Below are 17,581 nucleotides of genomic sequence, written 5' to 3' on the forward strand. Positions count from 1 at the left end.
CTCCCCGCCGGGGGGACGACCTGGTGGCGCTCCTGCGCAGACTCGGCGTCCGCACCCTCGGCGACTTCGCCGCCCGCTCCGCCCTCGTCCGCGTGGATCGCCGGCGTCCGCGGCTCGGGCTTCACGCTGCTGGTGATGGGGATCATGATCCTCGCGGTGGTCGTGCTCGCCCCGAGCATCAAGAACTTCGTCGAGCAGCGCGCCGAGATCGCCGAGCTGCAGCGCTCGGTCGACGCGGCCAAGACCCAGGCGCAGAACCTCGACGAGCAGCGCACCCGCTGGTCCGACCCGGCGTTCATCCGCGCGCAGGCCCGCGAGCGGCTGTACTTCGTGATGCCCGGCGAGGTGAGCTACCTCGTGCTCGACGACGTGACGCTCGCCCAGCAGGCGCAGCAGCCCGCGAGCGACACGGTGCAGGAGACCCCGAGCGACTGGGCCGGATCCCTGCTGTCCTCGATCGCGGTCTCGGGCCTCGGCGAGCCGACCGCCGATGAGCTGACACCGACTCCGTAGCTCCCGCCCGACCCCGTCGCTCCCGCCCGGCCCCGCGTACACTGGAGCGTCCTCCCGGCCGTCCGTCCTCTGGAGCCCCCGTGACCACGCCCCCCTTCGATCCGCCGTCCGAGCGCGACATCGCGGTCGTCTCCGCCCAGCTGGGCCGTCCCGCCCGGGACGTCGTCGGGATCAGCGCACGCTGCGTCTGCGGCGACCCGACGGTGGTCTCCACGAGCCCCCGCCTGTCCGACGGCACGCCGTTCCCCACCTTCTACTACCTGACCCACCCCGCCGCGACGGCCGCGATCTCGCAGCTCGAGGCCACCCAGGTCATGGTCGAGTACAACGCGATGCTCGCCGAGGACGAGGAGCTGCGCGAGGCGTACGCCGCTGCGCACCGAACGTTCCTGGCCGACCGCGAGAGCGTCGGCTCCGTCCCCGAGATCGCGGGCATCTCCTCCGGGGGCATGCCCTCGCGGGTGAAGTGCCTCCACGCCCTCGCCGCGCACGCCCTCGCGGCGGGCCCCGGCGTCAATCCGATCGGCGATCTGGCCCTGGCCCGCGCCGACTGGTCTCCCGAGCGCTGCGCCTGCAGGCCGCTCGACGCGTAGCCGCTCCTACCGGAGCCACGGAGGCGCCACCACCGGCGCGCTCTTCGCTAAGCTGATTCCCAGTCGGGGTCAGTGCTGCCCACCGCATCGAGAGCGGGCACTTCGCATTGCGTGAGGGTGTTCGCATTGTCCATCCCTCTTGGAGAGTCAACCGTGCCCAGAATCCTGATCGTCGGAGGCGGCTACGCCGGCTTCTACACCGCGTGGAAGCTCGAGAAGCAGCTCCGACCGCACGAGGCAGAGGTCACGATCGTCGACCCGCTGCCCTACATGGCGTACCTGCCCTTCCTCCCCGAGGTCGCCGCGGGGTCGATCGAGCCGCGCCACGCGATCGTCTCGCTCCGCCGCCACCTCAAGAAGACCGCGATCCTCGCCGCCAAGGTGACGAAGATCGACCACGCGAACCGCACCGCGACGATCACCCCGACCGTGGGCGAGCCCTACGAGTTCGAGTACGACCAGATCGTCGTCACCGCCGGCTCCGTCTCGCGCACCTTCCCGATCCCGGGCGTCGCCGACAACGCGATCGGCCTGAAGACGATCGAGGAGGCGACCGCGATCCGCGACCGCATGCTCACGAACTTCGACAAGGCCGCGTCGCTGCCCTCCGGTCCCGAGCGCTCGCGCCTGCTGACCGTCACGGTCGTCGGCGGCGGGTTCGCGGGCATCGAGGTCTTCGCCGAGCTGCGCTCCTTCGCGAGCGCGCTGCTCAAGCGCTACCCCGAGATCGACTTCGAGGAGACGCAGTTCCACCTCATCGAGGCGATGGGCCGGATCATGCCCGAGGTCGCCCTCGAGACGAGCCACTGGGTGCTGAAGAACCTCGACCAGCGCGGCGCCACCGTGCACCTCGACACGCAGCTCAAGTCGGCCGAGAACGGCGTCATCCAGCTGTCGACGGGCGAGAGCTTCGAGTCGGACCTGATCATCTGGACCGCGGGCGTCATGGCGAACCCGTCGATCAAGAACTCCGACCTGCCCATCGAGGAGCGCGGCCGCCTGCGCGTGCGCGCCGACCTCCGCGTCGGCCACGACGACGTGCTCGTCGAGGGCGCCTGGGGCGCCGGCGACGCGACGGCCGTCCCCGACCTCACCGGCGGCGGCGTCGGCGGCTTCTGCGTGCCGAACGCCCAGCACGCCGTCCGCCAGGGCAAGCTCATGGCCAAGAACATCACCGCGGTGCTCCGCGGCGAGGAGCCGGTCGACTACGTGCACAAGAACCTCGGCGCGGTCGCGGGCCTGGGCATCGGCATCGGCGTGTTCCAGTCCGGCAAGATCGCTGTGAAGGGCTTCCCCGCCTGGGTGATGCACCGCGGCTACCACGGTCTCGCCATGCCCTCGTGGGAGCGCAAGTTCCGCGTGGTCTGGGGCTGGTGGAACAACCTCTGGCTCGGCCGCGACATCGCCTCGATCGAGGCCCGCGAGTACCCCCGCGGCTCCTTCGAGACCTACGCGTCGCGTCCGCGTCCGGCGGCCCCGGCCGCCGAGGCTCCGGCCGCGCAGGCCCCGGCGCAGATCCCCGGCCAGGCCGGTGCTCCGGTCCCGGTCGGCGGCGAGCCCGCCAAGTCCTGACACCGCCGCCGGGAGGGTCGTTCCTCCCGGTGGTCGCCCCCATAGCCCAATCGGCAGAGGCAGACGACTTAAAATCGTCTCAGTCTGGGTTCGAGTCCCAGTGGGGGCACTCCGTCCGACGTGCCGCTCTCTAGGCGGCGCGGGCGTGCGCGCTGCGTCGAGCGGGCTCGAGCAGCCCGGCCTCGAGGGCCTGGGTGATCTCGCCCGGGGTGCAGTCGGCGCAGAGCACGACGAGCTCCTCCTCGGTGTCGCGGCCGCCGGAGCGGTCGAGGACGACGGCGTCGGTTCCGCAGAGTGCGCATTCGATCATGCGGGTACCGTACGTCCGACCTCCGACATGCGCGCGGCAGTGCCCCGGCGCGTCTCGCCCGGATCCGGCAGGGCGCCGGGCGCGCCTCCGGACCGGTCGTCCTTCCGGCCGGAGGAGCCCGGTGTTCGGGAATCGGACGAGGATCCCGCGCGCCCGCGCCGCCTCGCCTAGAGTCGTCACCGGGCGGTTCCGAGCCCGGGCGCCCGCGTCCGGATGCGAGCCGCCCGGTCCACGGCGGGCGCCGGAACGGTCCCGCTTCTCGTGCCCGCGGGCACCGTCATGCACCGCCCGGCGACGGGCGGCCGGGAGGCCCCCATGGGGAAGCTGCTCTACGGAGCCTCGGGAGTCGAGATCGAGTTCGACGACCGCACGCTCACGCACGTCCAGATCGTCATCGCCAACAAGCTGCGCCGCCGCGAGAGCTTCTTCTTCTCCTGGCGGGACGACCCCGCGGTCGGCGACGGCCGCTCGAGCATCTGGCTCGACCCCTCCGTGCCCCTCTACTTCAAGTACTTCGGCGGACGGGTCCCCTCGATCAACCGCACCTGGATCGACCTGCTGACCGTCTCGGCGAACTCGTCCGGCGGGCTGCAGCTCGTGCAGGAGCCGGACGCCGCCCCCACCCCGCCGCCGAAGGGCGAGCAGGGCGCCTGACCCCCACCCGCCACGCCCCGGAGAAGAGCCCCATGCAGCGCGACGTCTCGGCCCACCTGACCCTCGACGTCGCGGCTCCGGCCGCCCTCGTCCTCTCGATCGCGGTGGCCGACGCGTACGGGGCGGAGGAGTCACTGACGCTCACCGTCGACGGCCGCCCGCTCCCCGCTCGCGAGGTGATCGACCAGCACGGCACCCGGCTGCACGTGCTCGACGCGCCGGTCGGGCACCTCGTCGTGGACTACTCCGCGCGCGTCCTGGGACGCCTCGCTCCGCTCGAGGGCGACGAGGTGGACCGGCTGCGGTACCTGCGGCCGAGCCGCTACGCCGAGTCGGACGTGCTGTGGGCGACGGCCCGGGCCGAGTTCGCCGGCCTGGCCGGGGCGGACCTCCTGCACGCGGTGAGCTCCTGGGTCGGCACGCGGCTGGCGTACGTCCCCGGCTCGAGCCTTCCGACGGACGGGGCCGAGCGGACGCTGCTCGCCCGCCGCGGCGTCTGCCGCGACTTCGCGCACCTCGTCGTCGCCCTCCTCCGGGCGCTGGACGTGCCCGCCCGACTGGTGGCCGTGTACGCGCCGGGACTGCAGCCGATGGACTTCCACGCGGTCGCGGAGGCCTGGATCGAGGGGGAGTGGCGGGCGGTCGACGCGACGACGCTCGCGCCGCGGTCGAGCCTCGTGCGGATCGCGACGGGACGCGACGCGGCCGACACCGCGTTCCTCGGCGTCTACGGCGGCATCGCGACTCTGCGCGAGCTGACCGTCGGCGCCGTGGCCGACGTGCTGCCGGGCGACGACCTCGACCGGCCCGTCTCGATCGGCTGAGCGGGCGCCCGAGCCCGGCTACTCCGACTCGACGAAGCGCCGCCAGGCCCAGATCGACGTGCACACCGCGCTGAAGGCGACGACGGCGAAGAGCACCGGACCCGCTCCGCCGTCGGTCGACCAGGACGCGATGGTCGGGGTGAGCAGCACGAACAGCACGGTCGTCGCGAGGAGCGTGAGCCCGAGCCAGAGCAGCGGGGACCAGCGCAGGATGCTGCGGCCGGCGGGGCGCCCGACCGGGAACAGCAGCACCACGCTCGAGCCGACCGAGATCAGCGTGGTCGCGCTGAGCACCTCGGCGGCGAGCACGGAGCCGAACGAGCCGTCGGGCGGGACCACGGCGGAGGCGCCCCAGGCGAGTCCGGCGAGACCCAGCAGCGAGACGACGCGGACGGTGGAGAGCTTCGCGCGGTCGACGGCGGACGCGCCCTCGGGGAGGACGAGGCCGATCACCACGCCGAAGAGGAGCGCCGGGTCCAGTCCCGCGAAGCGCGAGACGAGAGCGGCCGCCGCGACCAGGAGCAGCGCGCGCGGAGCGGCGACGACGCCGATCCCGCTGACGCCGATCCGTCGGCCGACCAGCGCGGGGACGGCGGCGGCGACCGCGTTGACCACGGCGACGGCCACGACGACGGCGATCAGCAGGCGCAGGTAGGCGGGCTGGCCGTCGACGCGTCCCGAGAGCAGGACGAGGCCGGCTGCGCAGCCGATCATCCCGACGACCATCAGGCGCGGCGAGGCGGGACCGGTGTCCGGCTTGTCGTCGTACTCGACGGCGGCGCGGTTGCGGCCCGTGAGGTGCCAGCTGCGCTCGGCGCGGGGCGCCCGCCCGGCCGCGGCGAGGCGGGCCGGCACGACGACCAGGGCGAGCGAGAGCAGAGCGAGCGCGAGGGAGCGCATCCAGTCGGCCATCGAGACGACGGGCGATCCGGCGGACAGCGCGGTGGTCATCCCGGTCGCCGCGCTCCAGCCGCCCGGCTCCGATCCGGCGGCGGGGGCGGGCTGCGGCGGCACGTCACCGCCGTCCTGGTCGGGAGCCGGGACCGGTGCTGCGGTGGGCTCGGCGGTCGGCTCGTCCTCGGGTGCGGGCGCGGCCTCTCCGGGGCGGACGGGCGACGGGGACGCGGTCGGCGCCGCGCTGCTCGGAGCGGGAGACGCGGCGGCCCCGGGCGCGCTGGGCGCGGCTCCGGGGGCGGCCGGCGTCGTCGCGCTGGGCGTGCCGGTGGGAGCGGTCGTCGCCGCCGCGAAGGTCACGTCGATCCAGGGGCTCGGCGGGCTGTAGTTGCCGGCGCTGTCCCCGGCGATGGCGGAGACCCGGTGCGCGCCCGCCGTGATCGTGCCGCCGGTGCAGCTCCAGGCGCCTCCGCTGACCGCCGCGTCGCAGGTGTTGACCCGGTCCACGTACACGTAGGCGCGGGTGCCGTCCACGCCCGTCCCGGAGTAGGACGCGCCGCTGAGCGGCAGGGCGGCCCCGTCCGACGGCGAGGTGAGGGCGGGGGCGGCAGGAGCAGCGGTGTCGACCACGAGGGTCACCGGCGCGCTGGCCGGCGAGGCGGCGCTGCCGGCGAAGGAGGCGGTCTGCGTGGCGGTGACGCGGTAGCTGCCCGGCGCCGGAGTGGGGGCGAGCTGGCAGAACCACGCGCCGCCGGAGTCGGCGGTGGCCAGGCACGCGGCGCCGCCGTTCGAGACCGCGGCGACGCTCGCGCCGGGGTAGGCCGTGCCGCGGACCGAGCCCGCGGAGGTCGCCGAGCCGTCGACCGACTCGATGACGGGGGCGCTGAGGACGGCGATCGGGACGGCGGCCGAGGTGGTCCCGCCGCCGGCGAGGAGCTCCACCGCGACCAGGGTCGCCGGCCCGTCGTCGAGGGAGACGGCGCAGCTCCAGCCGCCGTCGGGGCCCGCGGTGGTGATGCAGAGGGGGTCGCCGCCGCCGCGGAGCCCGATCTGCACCTGGTCCCCGGCCGTCGCCGTGCCGGTGACCGTCGTCGCTCCCGTGCTGAGGACCGCGCCGGAGGCGGGAGCGGTGATCGCGAGAGCGGCGGCCTGCGCGGCCGGCGCGGCCAGCCCGGAGACGGAGGCGACGGCCGCGAGGAGCACCAGCAGCAGGGCGGCCGTGCGGCGCGGGGATCGGCGGAGTCGGGGCACCGGCACGACCGGTGAACCCCCCGGTACTGCCACGTCGACGCCCGATTTCACGATGCGTCCATTGCACGGGGGCAGGGGGGAGCTGTCAAGCGCGCCGCACCACTGTTCCCGGATGTACACCATCCGGAGGAGGCGTCTCAGTCGGTCGGGGGAGTCGGGGAGATCCGGGAGAGCGCTTCCGCGAGAATATACCCGTCGATCAGATCCGGAGGACAGTGGAATGCGCGAAGACGAGGCCCGCGGGCGCGATCGGCGGGAGGTGCGCGTCGAGGCTGCGCGCTTCGACGATCCGCGCGAGCTGGGCGGGCTCCTGCCGCCGGGCCTGCGCATCGGACTGGCGCAGAGCGCCTTCCAGACGGAGGGCTCCCTCGAGGCGGGCGGCCGGGGCCGGTCGGTGTGGGACGACTTCGCGCTGCGACGGGGGACGATCGCCGAGGAGGCCACTCCCGAGATCGCGACGGACTTCCTCCTGCGCTGGCGCGAGGACCTCGCGCTGCTGGTCGATCTCGGCGTCGACGAGCTCCGGCTCTCGGTCTCGTGGCCCCGGCTGCAGCCCGACGGCCGCGGGCCGATCGACCGCGGAGGGCTCGGCTTCTACGACCGCCTGCTCGACGGGCTCGCCGAGACGGGGATCCGGGTCGCGCTGACCCTGCACCACCGCGACACCCCGTCGGCGCTCAGCGGTGGCTGGATGAACCGCGACACCGCGTTCCGCTTCGGCGATCTCGCCTTCGGGCTCGGCGGGCGGTTCGGCGACCGGATCGCCGACTGGGTCACCCTCGACCAGCCGTCGACGGTGATGCTCGAGGGCTACGCGCTCGCGCGGCAGGCGCCGGGCGCCGGCCGGCTGTTCAGCGCCCTGCCGGCGCTGCACCATCAGCTCCTCGGGCACGGCGTGGCGCTGGAGGCGCTGCGGGCGGCGGAGGTGACCGGGAGGATCGGCCTCGTCGACGCGCTCGCGCCGGTCGAGCCCGCCTCCGACGACGACCGGGACCGCGCCTTCGCCTCCCTGGCGGACGTCCTGCGGAACCGCCTGGTGGCCGACGCCGTGCTGACCGGGTCCTACCCGGTCGGACCGGAGGAGCTGCCGCCGTTCCTCGGCGCCCTCGCGCAGGCGGATCCGGTCGACCTCGCGCGCATCTCGGCTCCGCTCGACTTCTACGCGGTCGCGCCGCTGCCGCCGCTGCGGATCGTGGCGGGCCGCGACCCGGCGCTGCCGACCGGGGTGGGCGCTCCTCCCGCGCTCCCCTTCCACACGGCGCCCTGGCCGGAGCTGGACCGCACGGGCGACGGCTCGCCGGTCGCACCCTGGGCGGTGGTCTCGGTGCTGCGGTCCCTCGTGGAGCGCTACGGCGACGCCCTGCCGCCGCTGGTGGTGACCGCGCTCGGCGCGAGCTACCCCGACGAGCCCGATCGCGAGGGTGCGATCGTCGACACGGAGCGGATCCGCTGGCTCGGGGCTCACCTGGCCGCTCTCGCCGAGGCCGTCCACGACGGACTGCCGGTGGAGGCCGTGCAGCTCTGGACCCTGGTCGACGCGTTCGAGTGGCAGCACGGCTACAGCCGCCCGCACGGGCTCGTGGCCGTCGACACGCGCAGCCGGGACCGCGTGCCCAAGGCGTCGTTCGACTGGCTCCGGCGCGTCCTCGACGCCCGCTCCTGACGCGGGGGCGTGCGAGACTGCCGCCGTGCGCAGCATCCTCGCCCTCGCCTCCGTCCTCCACGCCGACCCCGCCCCGGTGCTCGCCGCCCTCGCGGACGTCCTCGCCGCCGACGGCGCCTACGAGCGGCGGGGGAGCGGGCTCGAGCGCCGACTCCCCGTGCTCGGCGTCGAGCAGTGGCGGGTCCTGGCGGACGAGGAGGGGGCCCGGGTCGAGTGCGAGCTGGTCGCCGCACCCGCCTCGTCGGCGCTCGCCGGGGTCCTCCTCCGGCGGCGGATCCGCGAGGCGCCGGACCGGTTCCGCGCGGTCGTGACCGCGGTCGCCGACGCGGTGGAGTGACGCTCCGGGGACGCCCGCGCGGGTCCGCTCCGACGCCCGCTCTCCGCTCCGCCCGCCGCCCCGCCTCCACCCCGCGCCAGCGCCCCCCGAACGGGGAATGCGCGGGCGCTCGCCGCTGTTGTCTACCGATGACGGGACGGGGCTCGGCGCCCCGCCCACCGGACAGCTCGGAGGAGCCAGAGGCAGATGGCAGGAACAGGGATGAACAAGGGTCGAGGGGCGCGCGGCAGTGACGACGAGATCGTCTACCGCCGCCACGCGAACGGACGCGGCATGGTCGCTCCCGGATCGCGCGTCTCGGCGACCGCGTATGTGGAGACCGGCGCCTACGTGGAGCCCGGCGCGACCGTGGGCGAGCGCGCGTGGATCGGCGCGGGCAGCTGGGTCGACCGCGACGCCATGATCGGGCACAGCGCCTTCATCGGCGCGAACGTGCACGTCGGGCCCGAGGCGATCATCGGACCGGGGGCGCGGATCGGGAGCTACTCCCGCATCGGACGCTCGGCCGTGATCGCGACCGGCGCCCGCATCGACCGCGACACCGTGGTGCCCGACGGCGCCCGGAGGGGCATCGACGAGGCGAGCGAGAGCGGCCGCCGCGCGGCCTGACCCCCACGACCCTGTTCCGCCGGCTGCCCGGAGCGGCGGAATAGGGTCGTTCCATGTTCGAACTCCACCACCTCAGCGCCCAGGAGCAGTGGGACTGGCTGCAGCGCGGAGAGGTCACGCCTCTCGAGCTCGCCGATCACTACCTCGCCCGGATCGAGCGCTGGAACGGGGAGCTGGGCGCCTTCGCCACGGTGACCGCCGATCGGGCGCGGGAGCGGGCATCAGCGCTCGGCACCGGGCCCGGAACCGCTCCGCTCTGGGGCCTGCCGAGCGGCGACAAGGACCTCTGGCGGCGCGCGGGCGTGCGGACCGCATTCGGATCCCGGCTGCGCGAGCACCACGTGCCCACCGCCTCCGACGAGATCGTCGAGGTGCTCGACGCGGCGGGAGCGGTCAGCCTCGGCAAGACCGCGGCGCCCGAGTTCGGGATGCCCTCCTACACCGAGACGCGGATCGGCCCGCCCGCCGTCACGCCCTGGGACACCCGCCTCGGGGCCGGCGGATCCAGCGGAGGAGCAGCGGTCGCCGTCGCCGCGGGACTGCTGCCGTTCGCCCCCGCCTCGGACGGCGGCGGGTCCATCCGCATCCCCGCCGCGGCCTGCGGCCTGGTGGGACTGAAGCCCTCCCGCGGACGTGTCGCCGCGCTCTCCGGCATCGGCGGAGTCGGCGGCCTGACGGTCGCCGGGCCGATCACCCGCTCGGTCGCCGACGCGGGCCTTCTGCTCGAGGGCATGCTGGAGCGGACGAACGGCCGCCTCCCGCAGCGCTGGTCGCTCGGCGCGCCCGGTGACGGCGACGGCTCGTTCCTCGGCGCCGCGGTGCGCGGAGAGGGGCGCTTCCAGATCGGCGTGCTGACGGACTCGCCCTGGGACGAGGAGTACGAGATCGCTCTCGCTCCGGAGGCGCGCGCCGCGCTGGACGAGGGGATCGCCGCGCTGGCCGCCCTCGGCCACGGGCTCGAGGAGGCGTCGCTGCCCCCGAGCGCCCCGTACCCCGCCGCGTTCCGGACGCTGTGGCAGAGCGGCGCCGCGACCCTGCCCGTCGAGGGCGCGGACCTCGATCTGCTGGAGCCGCTGACCCGCTGGCTGGTGGAGGAGGGACGCCGGCGCTCCGCCCGCGAGATCGTCGAGGCGGCGTCCTGGCTCTCGGGCTACGAGCGCGCGGTGATCGCGGCGTTCTCCGGCGTCGACGCGGTCCTGACGCCGTCGCTGGCGATGACGCCGCGCCCCGTCGGCTGGTACGACCTCGAGGATCCCGAGCGCAATTTCGAGCAGCAGTGCCTTTACACGCCGTACACGTCCTTCGTGAACGTGAGCGGCCTCCCCGCGATCACCCTTCCGCTGAGCACCACGGAGGAGGGCCTGCCGATGGGAGTCCAGCTGATCGGGCGACCCGGCGGCGAGGCGACGCTGCTGGCGATCGGCGCACAGCTCGAGCGGCGGGCGCGCTGGCAGAGGCGGCACCCGCCGCAGTGGTGACGGGGGAGGCCGCAGCGGTGACGGGTCCGGGCGCGGCCGCACGGCGGATGGTCAGGTCCGGCTCTGGTCACTGAGGTAAGCCTTGCCTATACTCGGACACGATGTGCATGTTCGAGGACCGCGACGGCTCCGCGCCGGTCGACGTGAAGCAGTTCCTGATCGCGGGTGACGAGACCGTCGTGCCGTGGATCCAGAGCATCCTCGACACCCTCCCCGCGAACGCCCGCGGCCAGGTCTTCGTCGAGGTCGACGACGCGCGCGGACTGCCGCCGCTCGCCGCCCCCGGACGGGTCTGCGTCACCTGGCTCGGCCGCTCCGAGCGCTCGGGCGCCCCCGGCACCGGTGAGCGATGCTCCCGCGGAGTCGCACTCGACCGCGCGGTCCGGGCCTGGGTCGGCGAGATGTCGGTCGTCGACGGCGACTACCCGTGGGCCGACGGCCGCCACGACTTCTGCGCCTGGATCGGCGGGGCCGGCCCCGTCGTCGCCGAGCTCGCCGCCGACGTCGAGGCGCGCCTGCGCACCTCCGCCGAGCACGCCGCGCGCTGACCGTCCGCCGGGCGTCCCGGCTGAGTGTTAGGCAAGGCTTACCTTCTGTGCGAGACTGAGGCGATGCCTCCGACGACCGCCGCCCCCGCCCGACCGGCCTACCGGCCGTACCTCGCGACCGTCGCCGCAGCGACCCGGATCGCCCCGCACTTCATCCGCGTGACCCTCACCGGCACCGGCCTCGACCACGTCGGCTGCACCGGCCCCGACCAGCGCATCAAGCTCGTCGTCCCCACCGCCGCCTCCGACGCCCCCGCCTTCCTCGCCTCCGTCTCGGACCCCGACGGACCCGACGGACTCGACCCCGACTGGTACGGCCGCTGGCGACAGCTCCCCGACGAGCTCCGGAACCCGCTCCGCACCTACACCATCCGCGCCGTCCGCCCCGAGGACGCCGAGGTCGACATCGACTTCGCCGCCCACGGCGACACCGGACCGGCCTCCGCCTGGGTCGAGAGCGCCCGTGCCGGCGACCAGATCGTCATCATCGCGCCCGACACGCGCTCCGACCTCCCCGGCGGCGGAGTCGAGTTCCACCCCGGCGCCGCCACCTCCCTCCTCCTCGCCGGCGACGAGACGGCCGTCCCCGCCATCGCCGCGATCCTCGAGAGCCTCGACGACGACGCCACCGGAGCCGCGTTCCTCGAGGTCCCCACCGCCCACGACCGCCTCCCGCTCCACCACCCCGCCGGCGTCCACGTCACCTGGATCGTCCGCGCCGACGCGGCAGCCCCCGGAGCGGCCCTCGGCGACGCGGTCCGCGCCTGGGCCACCCGCTTCCTCACCGCCCACCACCGCGGCGTCGACGTCAGCGACATCGACGTCGACCACGAGATGCTCTGGGAGGTCCCCGACGAGAGCACCGACCCCGGCCTCTACGCCTGGATCGCCGGAGAAGCCGGCGCCGTGAAGCTGATCCGCCGCTGCCTCGTCACCGAGCTCGGACTCGACCGGAAGCGCGTGGCGTTCATGGGGTACTGGCGCCTCGGCCGCCAAGAGTCCAACTGACCCGGAGCGCCGCAGGGCGACGTTCTGCGGCGTTGTCGTCGGGCGCGATACCGCCGGTATCGCTTCCTCCTCCGCCTTGCAGAACGTCGCCCTGCGACGCTCCGGGCGCTGCTCGTAGGGGTGCGGCGCGCCAGGGGTGCGACCGCGGAGGACGATGCTGATCTAGTGGACCTCGCAGAGGGCGTCTCGAGATCCACTCCCGACGGACTTCGCGCGCGATCGAGCGGTCCTCGGGTGCCTGGCGAGTCGGGCGACCACGCCCGGACATGCTGATCGAGCAGCCCTCGGGGAGGGAGTATCGAGATCCACGCCCGACCGATCTCGCGGCTGATCGAGAAGCTCGCAGGCACACACCGAGTCGGGCGACCGCGCACAGACCTGCTGATCGGGCAGCCCTCGGAGAGGGTGTGTCGAGATCCTCCCGGCGAGCGGGTCGGGTACTCCGCGCCGCCCCCGCGTCGAGTCGGCGGCGGCGGGGAGCGGCAGCGGGCTACAGGGTGGGGGAGACGCCCACGAGGCGGCTGGAGAGGGTCCAGAGGTCGTGGGCGAGAGCGCGGTCGCGGGCCTGGGGGTTCAGGGAGCCGTGCGGCGTCAGCTGGTCGAAGTAGGTGCCGCTGGCGGCGCCGACATCGGGCTCGGAGGCGAGGGTGATCAGCGGCACCGCACCCGCCTCGGCGGAGATGCCGAAGGAGCCGACCGAGAGGCTCGTCATCAGCTTCATCATCGTGCTGTCGGCACCGAAGCTCGTCGAGACGACGCCCGGGTGGAACGAGTACGCGTCGACCGACGTCGTCAGCAGGCGCTCCGCCAGCTCGCGGATGAAGAGGATCGTCACCAGCTTCGACGTGCCGTAGGCCCGCCAGCCGCCGAGCCACGGACCGCGGCGGTTGTCGAGGTCGTCGAGCCTCAGGCGACCGAAGCGGTTCGCGAGGCTCGCAGTGGAGACGACGCGGACGCCGGCCCGCTCCCTCGAGGTCTCGATCATCCGCGGGAGCAGGAGCCGCGTGAGGAGGAACGGCGCGAGATGGTTGCTCTGGATCGTCCGCTCGTGGCCGTCGACCGTCTCGGCGCGGTGGGAGACGAGCCCGCCCGCGTTGTTCGCCAGCACGTCGATCCGCTCGTAGCGCTCGAGGAGGCCGTCGGCCAGGGCGCGGACGTCGTCGAGCCGGTCGAAGTCGGCCAGGAACGCGTCCCCTCCCACGTCGGCGGCGACCGCGCGGGTGCGCTCGGGGTTCCGCCCGACCACGGCCACGCGGGCACCGGCGGACGCCAGCGCTCCCGCCGCGACCCGGCCGATGCCGGAACTGGCTCCGGTGAGGACGACGACGCGCCCCGTCATGTCAGTGACCACGGAGATATCCGCCCTTCTCGAGACCGGCTTCGATCTCGAATCGATTGCGCAGCGGATCGCGACCCGCCACCGTGTACGCGAACGGGAACCACATCCCGTAGAGCCGCCACTGCTCCTTGTGCACGGCCTCGTGCTCGAGGACGCTGTCGGAGACGTTGGTGCCCGTGAGGTAGCTCGTGCCGACGCAGGACCCTCCGCGGCCGAACGCCCAGGAGGGCAGACCGGTGAAGACGACGAGGCCGTGGCTGCGCCGGATCGGGCCCGTGCTCCACAGCGCGCCCCAGGCGAGTCCGACCGCGCACGCGAAGAGGTAGCCGGGCCGGGTGATCGCCGGATCCAGGGCCACCGTCGCGACGGCTCGACGGAGCGCGCTCACGCGCTGTCGCGTCCGTAGGTTTCGAGCAGCCGCAGCCAGACCTCGCTGATCGTCGGATAGGAGGGGACCGCGTGCCAGAGGCGCGAGAGCGGCACCTCGCCGACGACGGCGATCGTCGCGGAGTGGATCAGCTCGCCGACCTCCTTGCCGACGAAGGTGACGCCGAGGACGACCTTCCGGTCCTCGTCCACGACCATCCTCGCGGTGCCCGTGTAGCCGTCGGCGGCGAGGGCGGCGCCGGCGACCGAGCCGATCTCGTAGTCGACGACGCGGGTTCGGTAGCCGGCCTTCTCAGCGCCCGCGGCGGTGAGGCCGACGGACGCGACCTCGGGGTCGGTGAAGACGACCTGCGGCACGGCCTCGTGGTCCGCGGTCGCGACGTGCGCTCCCCAGGGGGCGTCGTGGACCTCGGCACCGGTGGCGCGCGCGACGATCACGTCGCCGGCCGCACGGGCCTGGTACTTGCCCTGGTGCGTGAGCAGTGCGCGGTGGTTCACGTCGCCCACCCCGTAGAGCCACGGACGCCCGCCGCCGAGGGGAGCACCGTCGCCGCCCAGCACGAGCATCGTGTCGTCGACCGTCAGCGAGGAGCCGGGCTCGAGGCCCACCGTCTCGAGGCCGACGTCGCGGGTGTGCGGGGCGCGGCCGGTCGCGGCGAGCACCTGGTCGGCCTCGATGACGTCGCCGCCCTCGAGCGTCACGACCACGGTGCCGTCGGACCGGCGCTCGACCGAGACGGGCGAGTCGCCGAGGCGCAGGTCGACGCCGAGCTCCTGGAGCGCCGAGCCGACGAGCTCGCCGGCGAAGGGCTCGAACGGCGCGAGGAGTCCGCTGCGGGCGACGAGCGTGACGGAGGAGCCCATGCCGGCGTAGGCGGTCGTCATCTCGGTCGCGACGACTCCGCCGCCGATGACGACGAGGCGCGGCGGCACCTCCTCGGCCGAGGTGGCCTCGCGGCTCGTCCAGGGGGATGCCGCGCGCAGGCCAGGGATGTCGGGGACGACGGCGGTGGTGCCGGTCGCGACGGCGACGGCGGAGCGGGCGCGGAGCACGCGCACCTCGCCGTCGGGTCCGGTCACGGTCACCTCGCGCTCGCCGCTCAGGCGGCCGTGCCCGCGGACGAGCTCGATGCCGGCGCCCTCGAGCCACTGCACCTGGCCGTGGTCGTCGAAGTCGCTGGTGAAGGAGTCGCGGCGGGCCAGGAGCGCGGGCACGTCGACTCCTCCGCTCACCGCCTGCGCCGCGCCGGGAAGATCACGGGCGGCGCGGAGCGCCATCGGCGGCCGCAGCAGCGCCTTCGAGGGCATGCACGCCCAGTAGGAGCACTCGCCCCCGACGAGCTCGCTCTCGACGACGGCCGCGGTGAGGCCGCCCTGGACCGCGCGGTCCGCGAGATTCTCGCCCACCGGTCCTGCTCCGATGACGATGACGTCGAACTCGTCCGTCGTGCTGCTCATGCTGTCTCCCTGGGGTTCTCGGAGGCGTCGAGCCCCGTCGTCGGTGGGTGCCCGGCGCTCAATGCGCCGGCACGATCTCGGCCCGCCAGCCGTCGTAGCGGCCGCCGTGGCTCTCGACCGCCTCGATCACCTGGCGGAGGAACGCGGTGGTCGACTCCTCGTCGACCGCGGCGTGATGGCTCGCGACGAGGACCTGCCTCAGCCTCAGCCGCGAGATCGCGATCTGGAAGCCGGAGGCCACGAGGACGCGCCCGGCCCGTCGTGCGGTGCTGCGGCGGGAGAAGACGGCGAAGTGGTCGACCTCGCGCAACTCCCACACCTGGTCGCCGTAGCGGAGCCGGATCTCGAGCTGCTGCGCGGCGCGCTCCTGCTGCGCCTCGAGGGAGGAGCCGCCGGGCGCCGTGACGGTGGTGCTCTCGTCGCTCATCGTCCGGTGAACTCCGCCGTCGTGCGCTGGAGGAAGGCCTCGGTGCCGATGCGCGCGTCCTCGGACGCCGCGAGACGCGCGAGCGCCCCGGGGAGCGCGGCCGCGGCCTCGGCGTCGGACGCGGCGACCGCGAGCCGGGCACTGGCCAGGGCGGCCTGCACGGCGAGCGGCGCCTGCGCGGCGATACGAGCGGCCAGCGCCCAGGCCGCCTCGGCGACCGTCCCGTCGGGGACGACCTGCTGCACGAGGCCGATGCGGTGGGCCTCCTCGGCGTCGAAGAGGTCGCCGGTGAGGATCCAGCGCATCGCGTCGCCCCAGCCGACGGCGCGGGGGAAGCGCAGCGTCGCTCCGCCGAAGGGCAGGATGCCGCGGGTGACCTCGATCTGGCCGAAGCGGGTGGACCGCTCGGCGAGGACGACGTCGCTCGCGAGCGCGAGCTCGATGCCGAGCGTGAGGCAGGTGCCCTGGAGGCCGATGACCACCGGCTTGCTCACGGGGCGGGTGCGCAGGCCCCAGGGGTCGAGACCGCCCTCGGGCACGAAGTCGAGGCCGTCGGAGCCCAGGCGGGGCCCGATGTCGGCGAGGTCGAGCCCGGCCGTGAAGTGCCCGCCCTCGGCGAGGACGACGGCGGCGCGCAGCTCCGGGTCGCGGTCGAGCTCGCCGTACGCGGACGCCAGCTCCGCGAGCAGCCGCAGATCGGCGGCGTTGCGCTTCTCGGGCCGGTCCAGCACGATCGCGAGCACGGTCCCGCGCCGCTCGGTGCGCACGCGCGGTCTCTCGTCGCTCATCGTTCCTCCGCTCGGTCGCGTCCGACCATCTTGCCGGGTGCCGCCGACACGCGCTCGGGCTTGCGCGCCGATGGCAGGGCTCTCTCAGGCCCCGCGGGACAGAGCGCCGAGGAGGCGGAGGATCGTGGGCAGGTCGTCCTCGGCCGCGGTCGGCGACGACGGGGCGAACGAGGTGACGCCGGCGCCCGCGAGCGGGAAGCGGGACCGGAGGGCGTCGAGGCTCGCGACGAGGCGCGAGGCGGGAACGCCGAAGGGCACCGGGTCGAACAGCCCGGCGAGATCGGCGGGGTCGAGCACGTCCAGATCGAGGTGCACGTAGACGGAGGCGGCACCGGTCGCCTCGACCGCCGCGACGAGCGACTCCGGGTCGAGGGCGTCCGCGGGCAGCACCGCGGCGCCCCGCTCGACCAGCCGCTCGAGCTCGCCGTCGTCGGCGGAGCGGACACCTCCGAGGACGACGCGCTCGTCGGCCACCCGCTCCTCGGCGCCCGCGCTCAGGAGGCCGACGCCGCGTCCCAGCGCGGCCGAGAGGACCATGCCGCAGAAGGCGCCGCTGGGGGAGGACTCGGGAGTGTGCGCGTCCGGGTGGGCGTCGAGCCAGACCAGCGCGACCGGGCCCGGTGCCGAGCGCACGGCGTGCCCGATCGCCGCGAACTCGACGCCGCAGTCGCCGCCGATCGTGATCACGGGACCGGTGCGGCCCGAGAGGGCCTCGCGCACCCGCTCGGCGACGGTGGCGACCGAGGCGTAGCGGCGGATGCCGGTGTCCTGGGCGTCGCCCGCCTCGGCGGGGATGTCGAGGGTCGTGGTGGCGGAGGAGGGCAGATCGCCCCGGATCGCCTCGGCTCCGTCGACGAGGCGCATCGCGCGCGTCGACGCCGAGCCCTGCCACTGGGGGACGACGAGGAAGGAGGCCATGTCCCTCACT

General features: G+C 74.5%; 19 protein-coding genes and 1 tRNA gene. 12 read left to right on the plus strand and 8 right to left on the minus strand.

What is annotated here, in order from left to right:
• Positions 1 to 135: 135 nt before the first annotated feature.
• The 4 genes from C5C25_RS06300 to C5C25_RS06315 all read left to right on the plus strand — a co-directional run bounded on the left by C5C25_RS06300 (position 136) and on the right by C5C25_RS06315 (position 2,787).
• Complete coding sequence (locus C5C25_RS06300) at positions 136 to 513, plus strand: septum formation initiator family protein (protein ID WP_104239595.1); 378 nt, start codon at positions 136 to 138, stop codon at positions 511 to 513.
• An 80-nt stretch (positions 514 to 593) separates the two neighbouring features.
• Positions 594 to 1,106, plus strand: coding sequence for a DUF501 domain-containing protein (locus C5C25_RS06305; protein WP_104250101.1), 513 nt, complete (start codon positions 594 to 596; stop codon positions 1,104 to 1,106).
• Positions 1,107 to 1,259: 153 nt separating this feature from the next.
• Positions 1,260 to 2,678: an NAD(P)/FAD-dependent oxidoreductase gene (locus C5C25_RS06310; protein ID WP_104250102.1), complete on the plus strand. Its 1,419-nt coding sequence runs from the start codon at positions 1,260 to 1,262 to the stop codon at positions 2,676 to 2,678.
• Positions 2,679 to 2,713: 35 nt separating this feature from the next.
• A tRNA-Leu gene (locus C5C25_RS06315) sits at positions 2,714 to 2,787 on the plus strand.
• Between the two features lie 21 nt (positions 2,788 to 2,808).
• On the opposite strand, the gene C5C25_RS06320 is transcribed toward C5C25_RS06315, so the two are convergent.
• The gene (locus C5C25_RS06320; RefSeq protein ID WP_104225020.1) at positions 2,809 to 2,988 is read right to left on the minus strand and encodes a hypothetical protein; all 180 of its coding nucleotides are present in this window, start codon (positions 2,986 to 2,988) and stop codon (positions 2,809 to 2,811) included.
• Between the two features lie 315 nt (positions 2,989 to 3,303).
• On the opposite strand from C5C25_RS06320, the gene C5C25_RS06325 reads away from it, so the two are divergent.
• Together C5C25_RS06325 and C5C25_RS06330 are read left to right on the plus strand one after the other, a co-directional pair.
• Positions 3,304 to 3,642 carry an ATP-dependent DNA ligase gene (locus C5C25_RS06325; RefSeq protein ID WP_068211888.1) on the plus strand — a complete coding sequence of 113 codons (339 nt, stop codon included), beginning with the start codon at positions 3,304 to 3,306 and terminating at the stop codon, positions 3,640 to 3,642.
• 32 nt (positions 3,643 to 3,674) lie between these two features.
• Positions 3,675 to 4,466, plus strand: coding sequence for a transglutaminase family protein (locus C5C25_RS06330; protein ID WP_104250103.1), 792 nt, complete (start codon positions 3,675 to 3,677; stop codon positions 4,464 to 4,466).
• A gap of 18 nt (positions 4,467 to 4,484) precedes the next feature.
• Here the strand turns inward: C5C25_RS06330 and C5C25_RS06335 are convergent, their stop codons facing one another.
• On the minus strand, positions 4,485 to 6,611 hold the full coding sequence (locus tag C5C25_RS06335; protein WP_181133651.1) for a hypothetical protein: 2,127 nt from the start codon (positions 6,609 to 6,611) through the stop codon (positions 4,485 to 4,487).
• A 220-nt stretch (positions 6,612 to 6,831) separates the two neighbouring features.
• On the opposite strand from C5C25_RS06335, the gene C5C25_RS06340 reads away from it, so the two are divergent.
• The 6 genes from C5C25_RS06340 to C5C25_RS06365 all read left to right on the plus strand — a co-directional run bounded on the left by C5C25_RS06340 (position 6,832) and on the right by C5C25_RS06365 (position 12,254).
• Positions 6,832 to 8,274, plus strand: a complete 1,443-nt coding sequence (locus C5C25_RS06340) for a glycoside hydrolase family 1 protein (protein WP_181133652.1) — start codon at positions 6,832 to 6,834, stop codon at positions 8,272 to 8,274.
• A 25-nt stretch (positions 8,275 to 8,299) separates the two neighbouring features.
• On the plus strand, positions 8,300 to 8,611 hold the full coding sequence (locus C5C25_RS06345) for a hypothetical protein (RefSeq protein WP_104250106.1): 312 nt from the start codon (positions 8,300 to 8,302) through the stop codon (positions 8,609 to 8,611).
• A 201-nt stretch (positions 8,612 to 8,812) separates the two neighbouring features.
• Positions 8,813 to 9,220 (plus strand): transferase, encoded by a 408-nt coding sequence (locus C5C25_RS06350; RefSeq protein WP_104317518.1) that lies wholly within the window; start codon positions 8,813 to 8,815, stop codon positions 9,218 to 9,220.
• Between the two features lie 53 nt (positions 9,221 to 9,273).
• On the plus strand, positions 9,274 to 10,698 hold the full coding sequence (locus tag C5C25_RS06355; RefSeq protein ID WP_104250108.1) for an amidase: 1,425 nt from the start codon (positions 9,274 to 9,276) through the stop codon (positions 10,696 to 10,698).
• 107 nt (positions 10,699 to 10,805) lie between these two features.
• On the plus strand, positions 10,806 to 11,246 hold the full coding sequence (locus tag C5C25_RS06360) for an SIP domain-containing protein (RefSeq protein ID WP_181027263.1): 441 nt from the start codon (positions 10,806 to 10,808) through the stop codon (positions 11,244 to 11,246).
• A gap of 63 nt (positions 11,247 to 11,309) precedes the next feature.
• Entirely contained in the window at positions 11,310 to 12,254 is a 945-nt protein-coding gene (locus tag C5C25_RS06365; protein ID WP_104250109.1) for a siderophore-interacting protein, read from the plus strand.
• A gap of 490 nt (positions 12,255 to 12,744) precedes the next feature.
• Here C5C25_RS06365 and C5C25_RS06370 read toward each other — a convergent pair whose 3' ends face one another.
• The 6 genes from C5C25_RS06370 to C5C25_RS06395 all read right to left on the minus strand — a co-directional run bounded on the left by C5C25_RS06370 (position 12,745) and on the right by C5C25_RS06395 (position 17,571).
• Entirely contained in the window at positions 12,745 to 13,605 is an 861-nt protein-coding gene (locus C5C25_RS06370) for an SDR family NAD(P)-dependent oxidoreductase (RefSeq protein ID WP_244230659.1), read from the minus strand.
• Positions 13,595 to 13,981 carry a Fe-S oxidoreductase gene (locus tag C5C25_RS06375; protein WP_104227423.1) on the minus strand — a complete coding sequence of 129 codons (387 nt, stop codon included), beginning with the start codon at positions 13,979 to 13,981 and terminating at the stop codon, positions 13,595 to 13,597. Before C5C25_RS06375 ends, C5C25_RS06370 begins: the two co-directional genes overlap by 11 nt.
• Entirely contained in the window at positions 13,978 to 15,438 is a 1,461-nt protein-coding gene (locus C5C25_RS06380; protein ID WP_104250110.1) for an NAD(P)/FAD-dependent oxidoreductase, read from the minus strand. The genes C5C25_RS06375 and C5C25_RS06380 overlap by 4 nt, the downstream gene beginning before the upstream one ends.
• A gap of 58 nt (positions 15,439 to 15,496) precedes the next feature.
• Positions 15,497 to 15,865, minus strand: coding sequence for a ribonuclease E inhibitor RraB (locus C5C25_RS06385; RefSeq protein WP_104225032.1), 369 nt, complete (start codon positions 15,863 to 15,865; stop codon positions 15,497 to 15,499).
• Positions 15,862 to 16,653, minus strand: a complete 792-nt coding sequence (locus tag C5C25_RS06390; protein WP_104250111.1) for a crotonase/enoyl-CoA hydratase family protein — start codon at positions 16,651 to 16,653, stop codon at positions 15,862 to 15,864. Before C5C25_RS06390 ends, C5C25_RS06385 begins: the two co-directional genes overlap by 4 nt.
• 84 nt (positions 16,654 to 16,737) lie before the next feature.
• On the minus strand, positions 16,738 to 17,571 hold the full coding sequence (locus tag C5C25_RS06395) for an arginase family protein (protein ID WP_104248221.1): 834 nt from the start codon (positions 17,569 to 17,571) through the stop codon (positions 16,738 to 16,740).
• Between the last annotated feature and the right edge of the window lie 10 nt (positions 17,572 to 17,581).

It is taken from the genome of Rathayibacter sp. AY2B9, assembly GCF_002931595.1.
Classification (GTDB): Bacteria; Actinomycetota; Actinomycetes; order Actinomycetales; family Microbacteriaceae; genus Rathayibacter.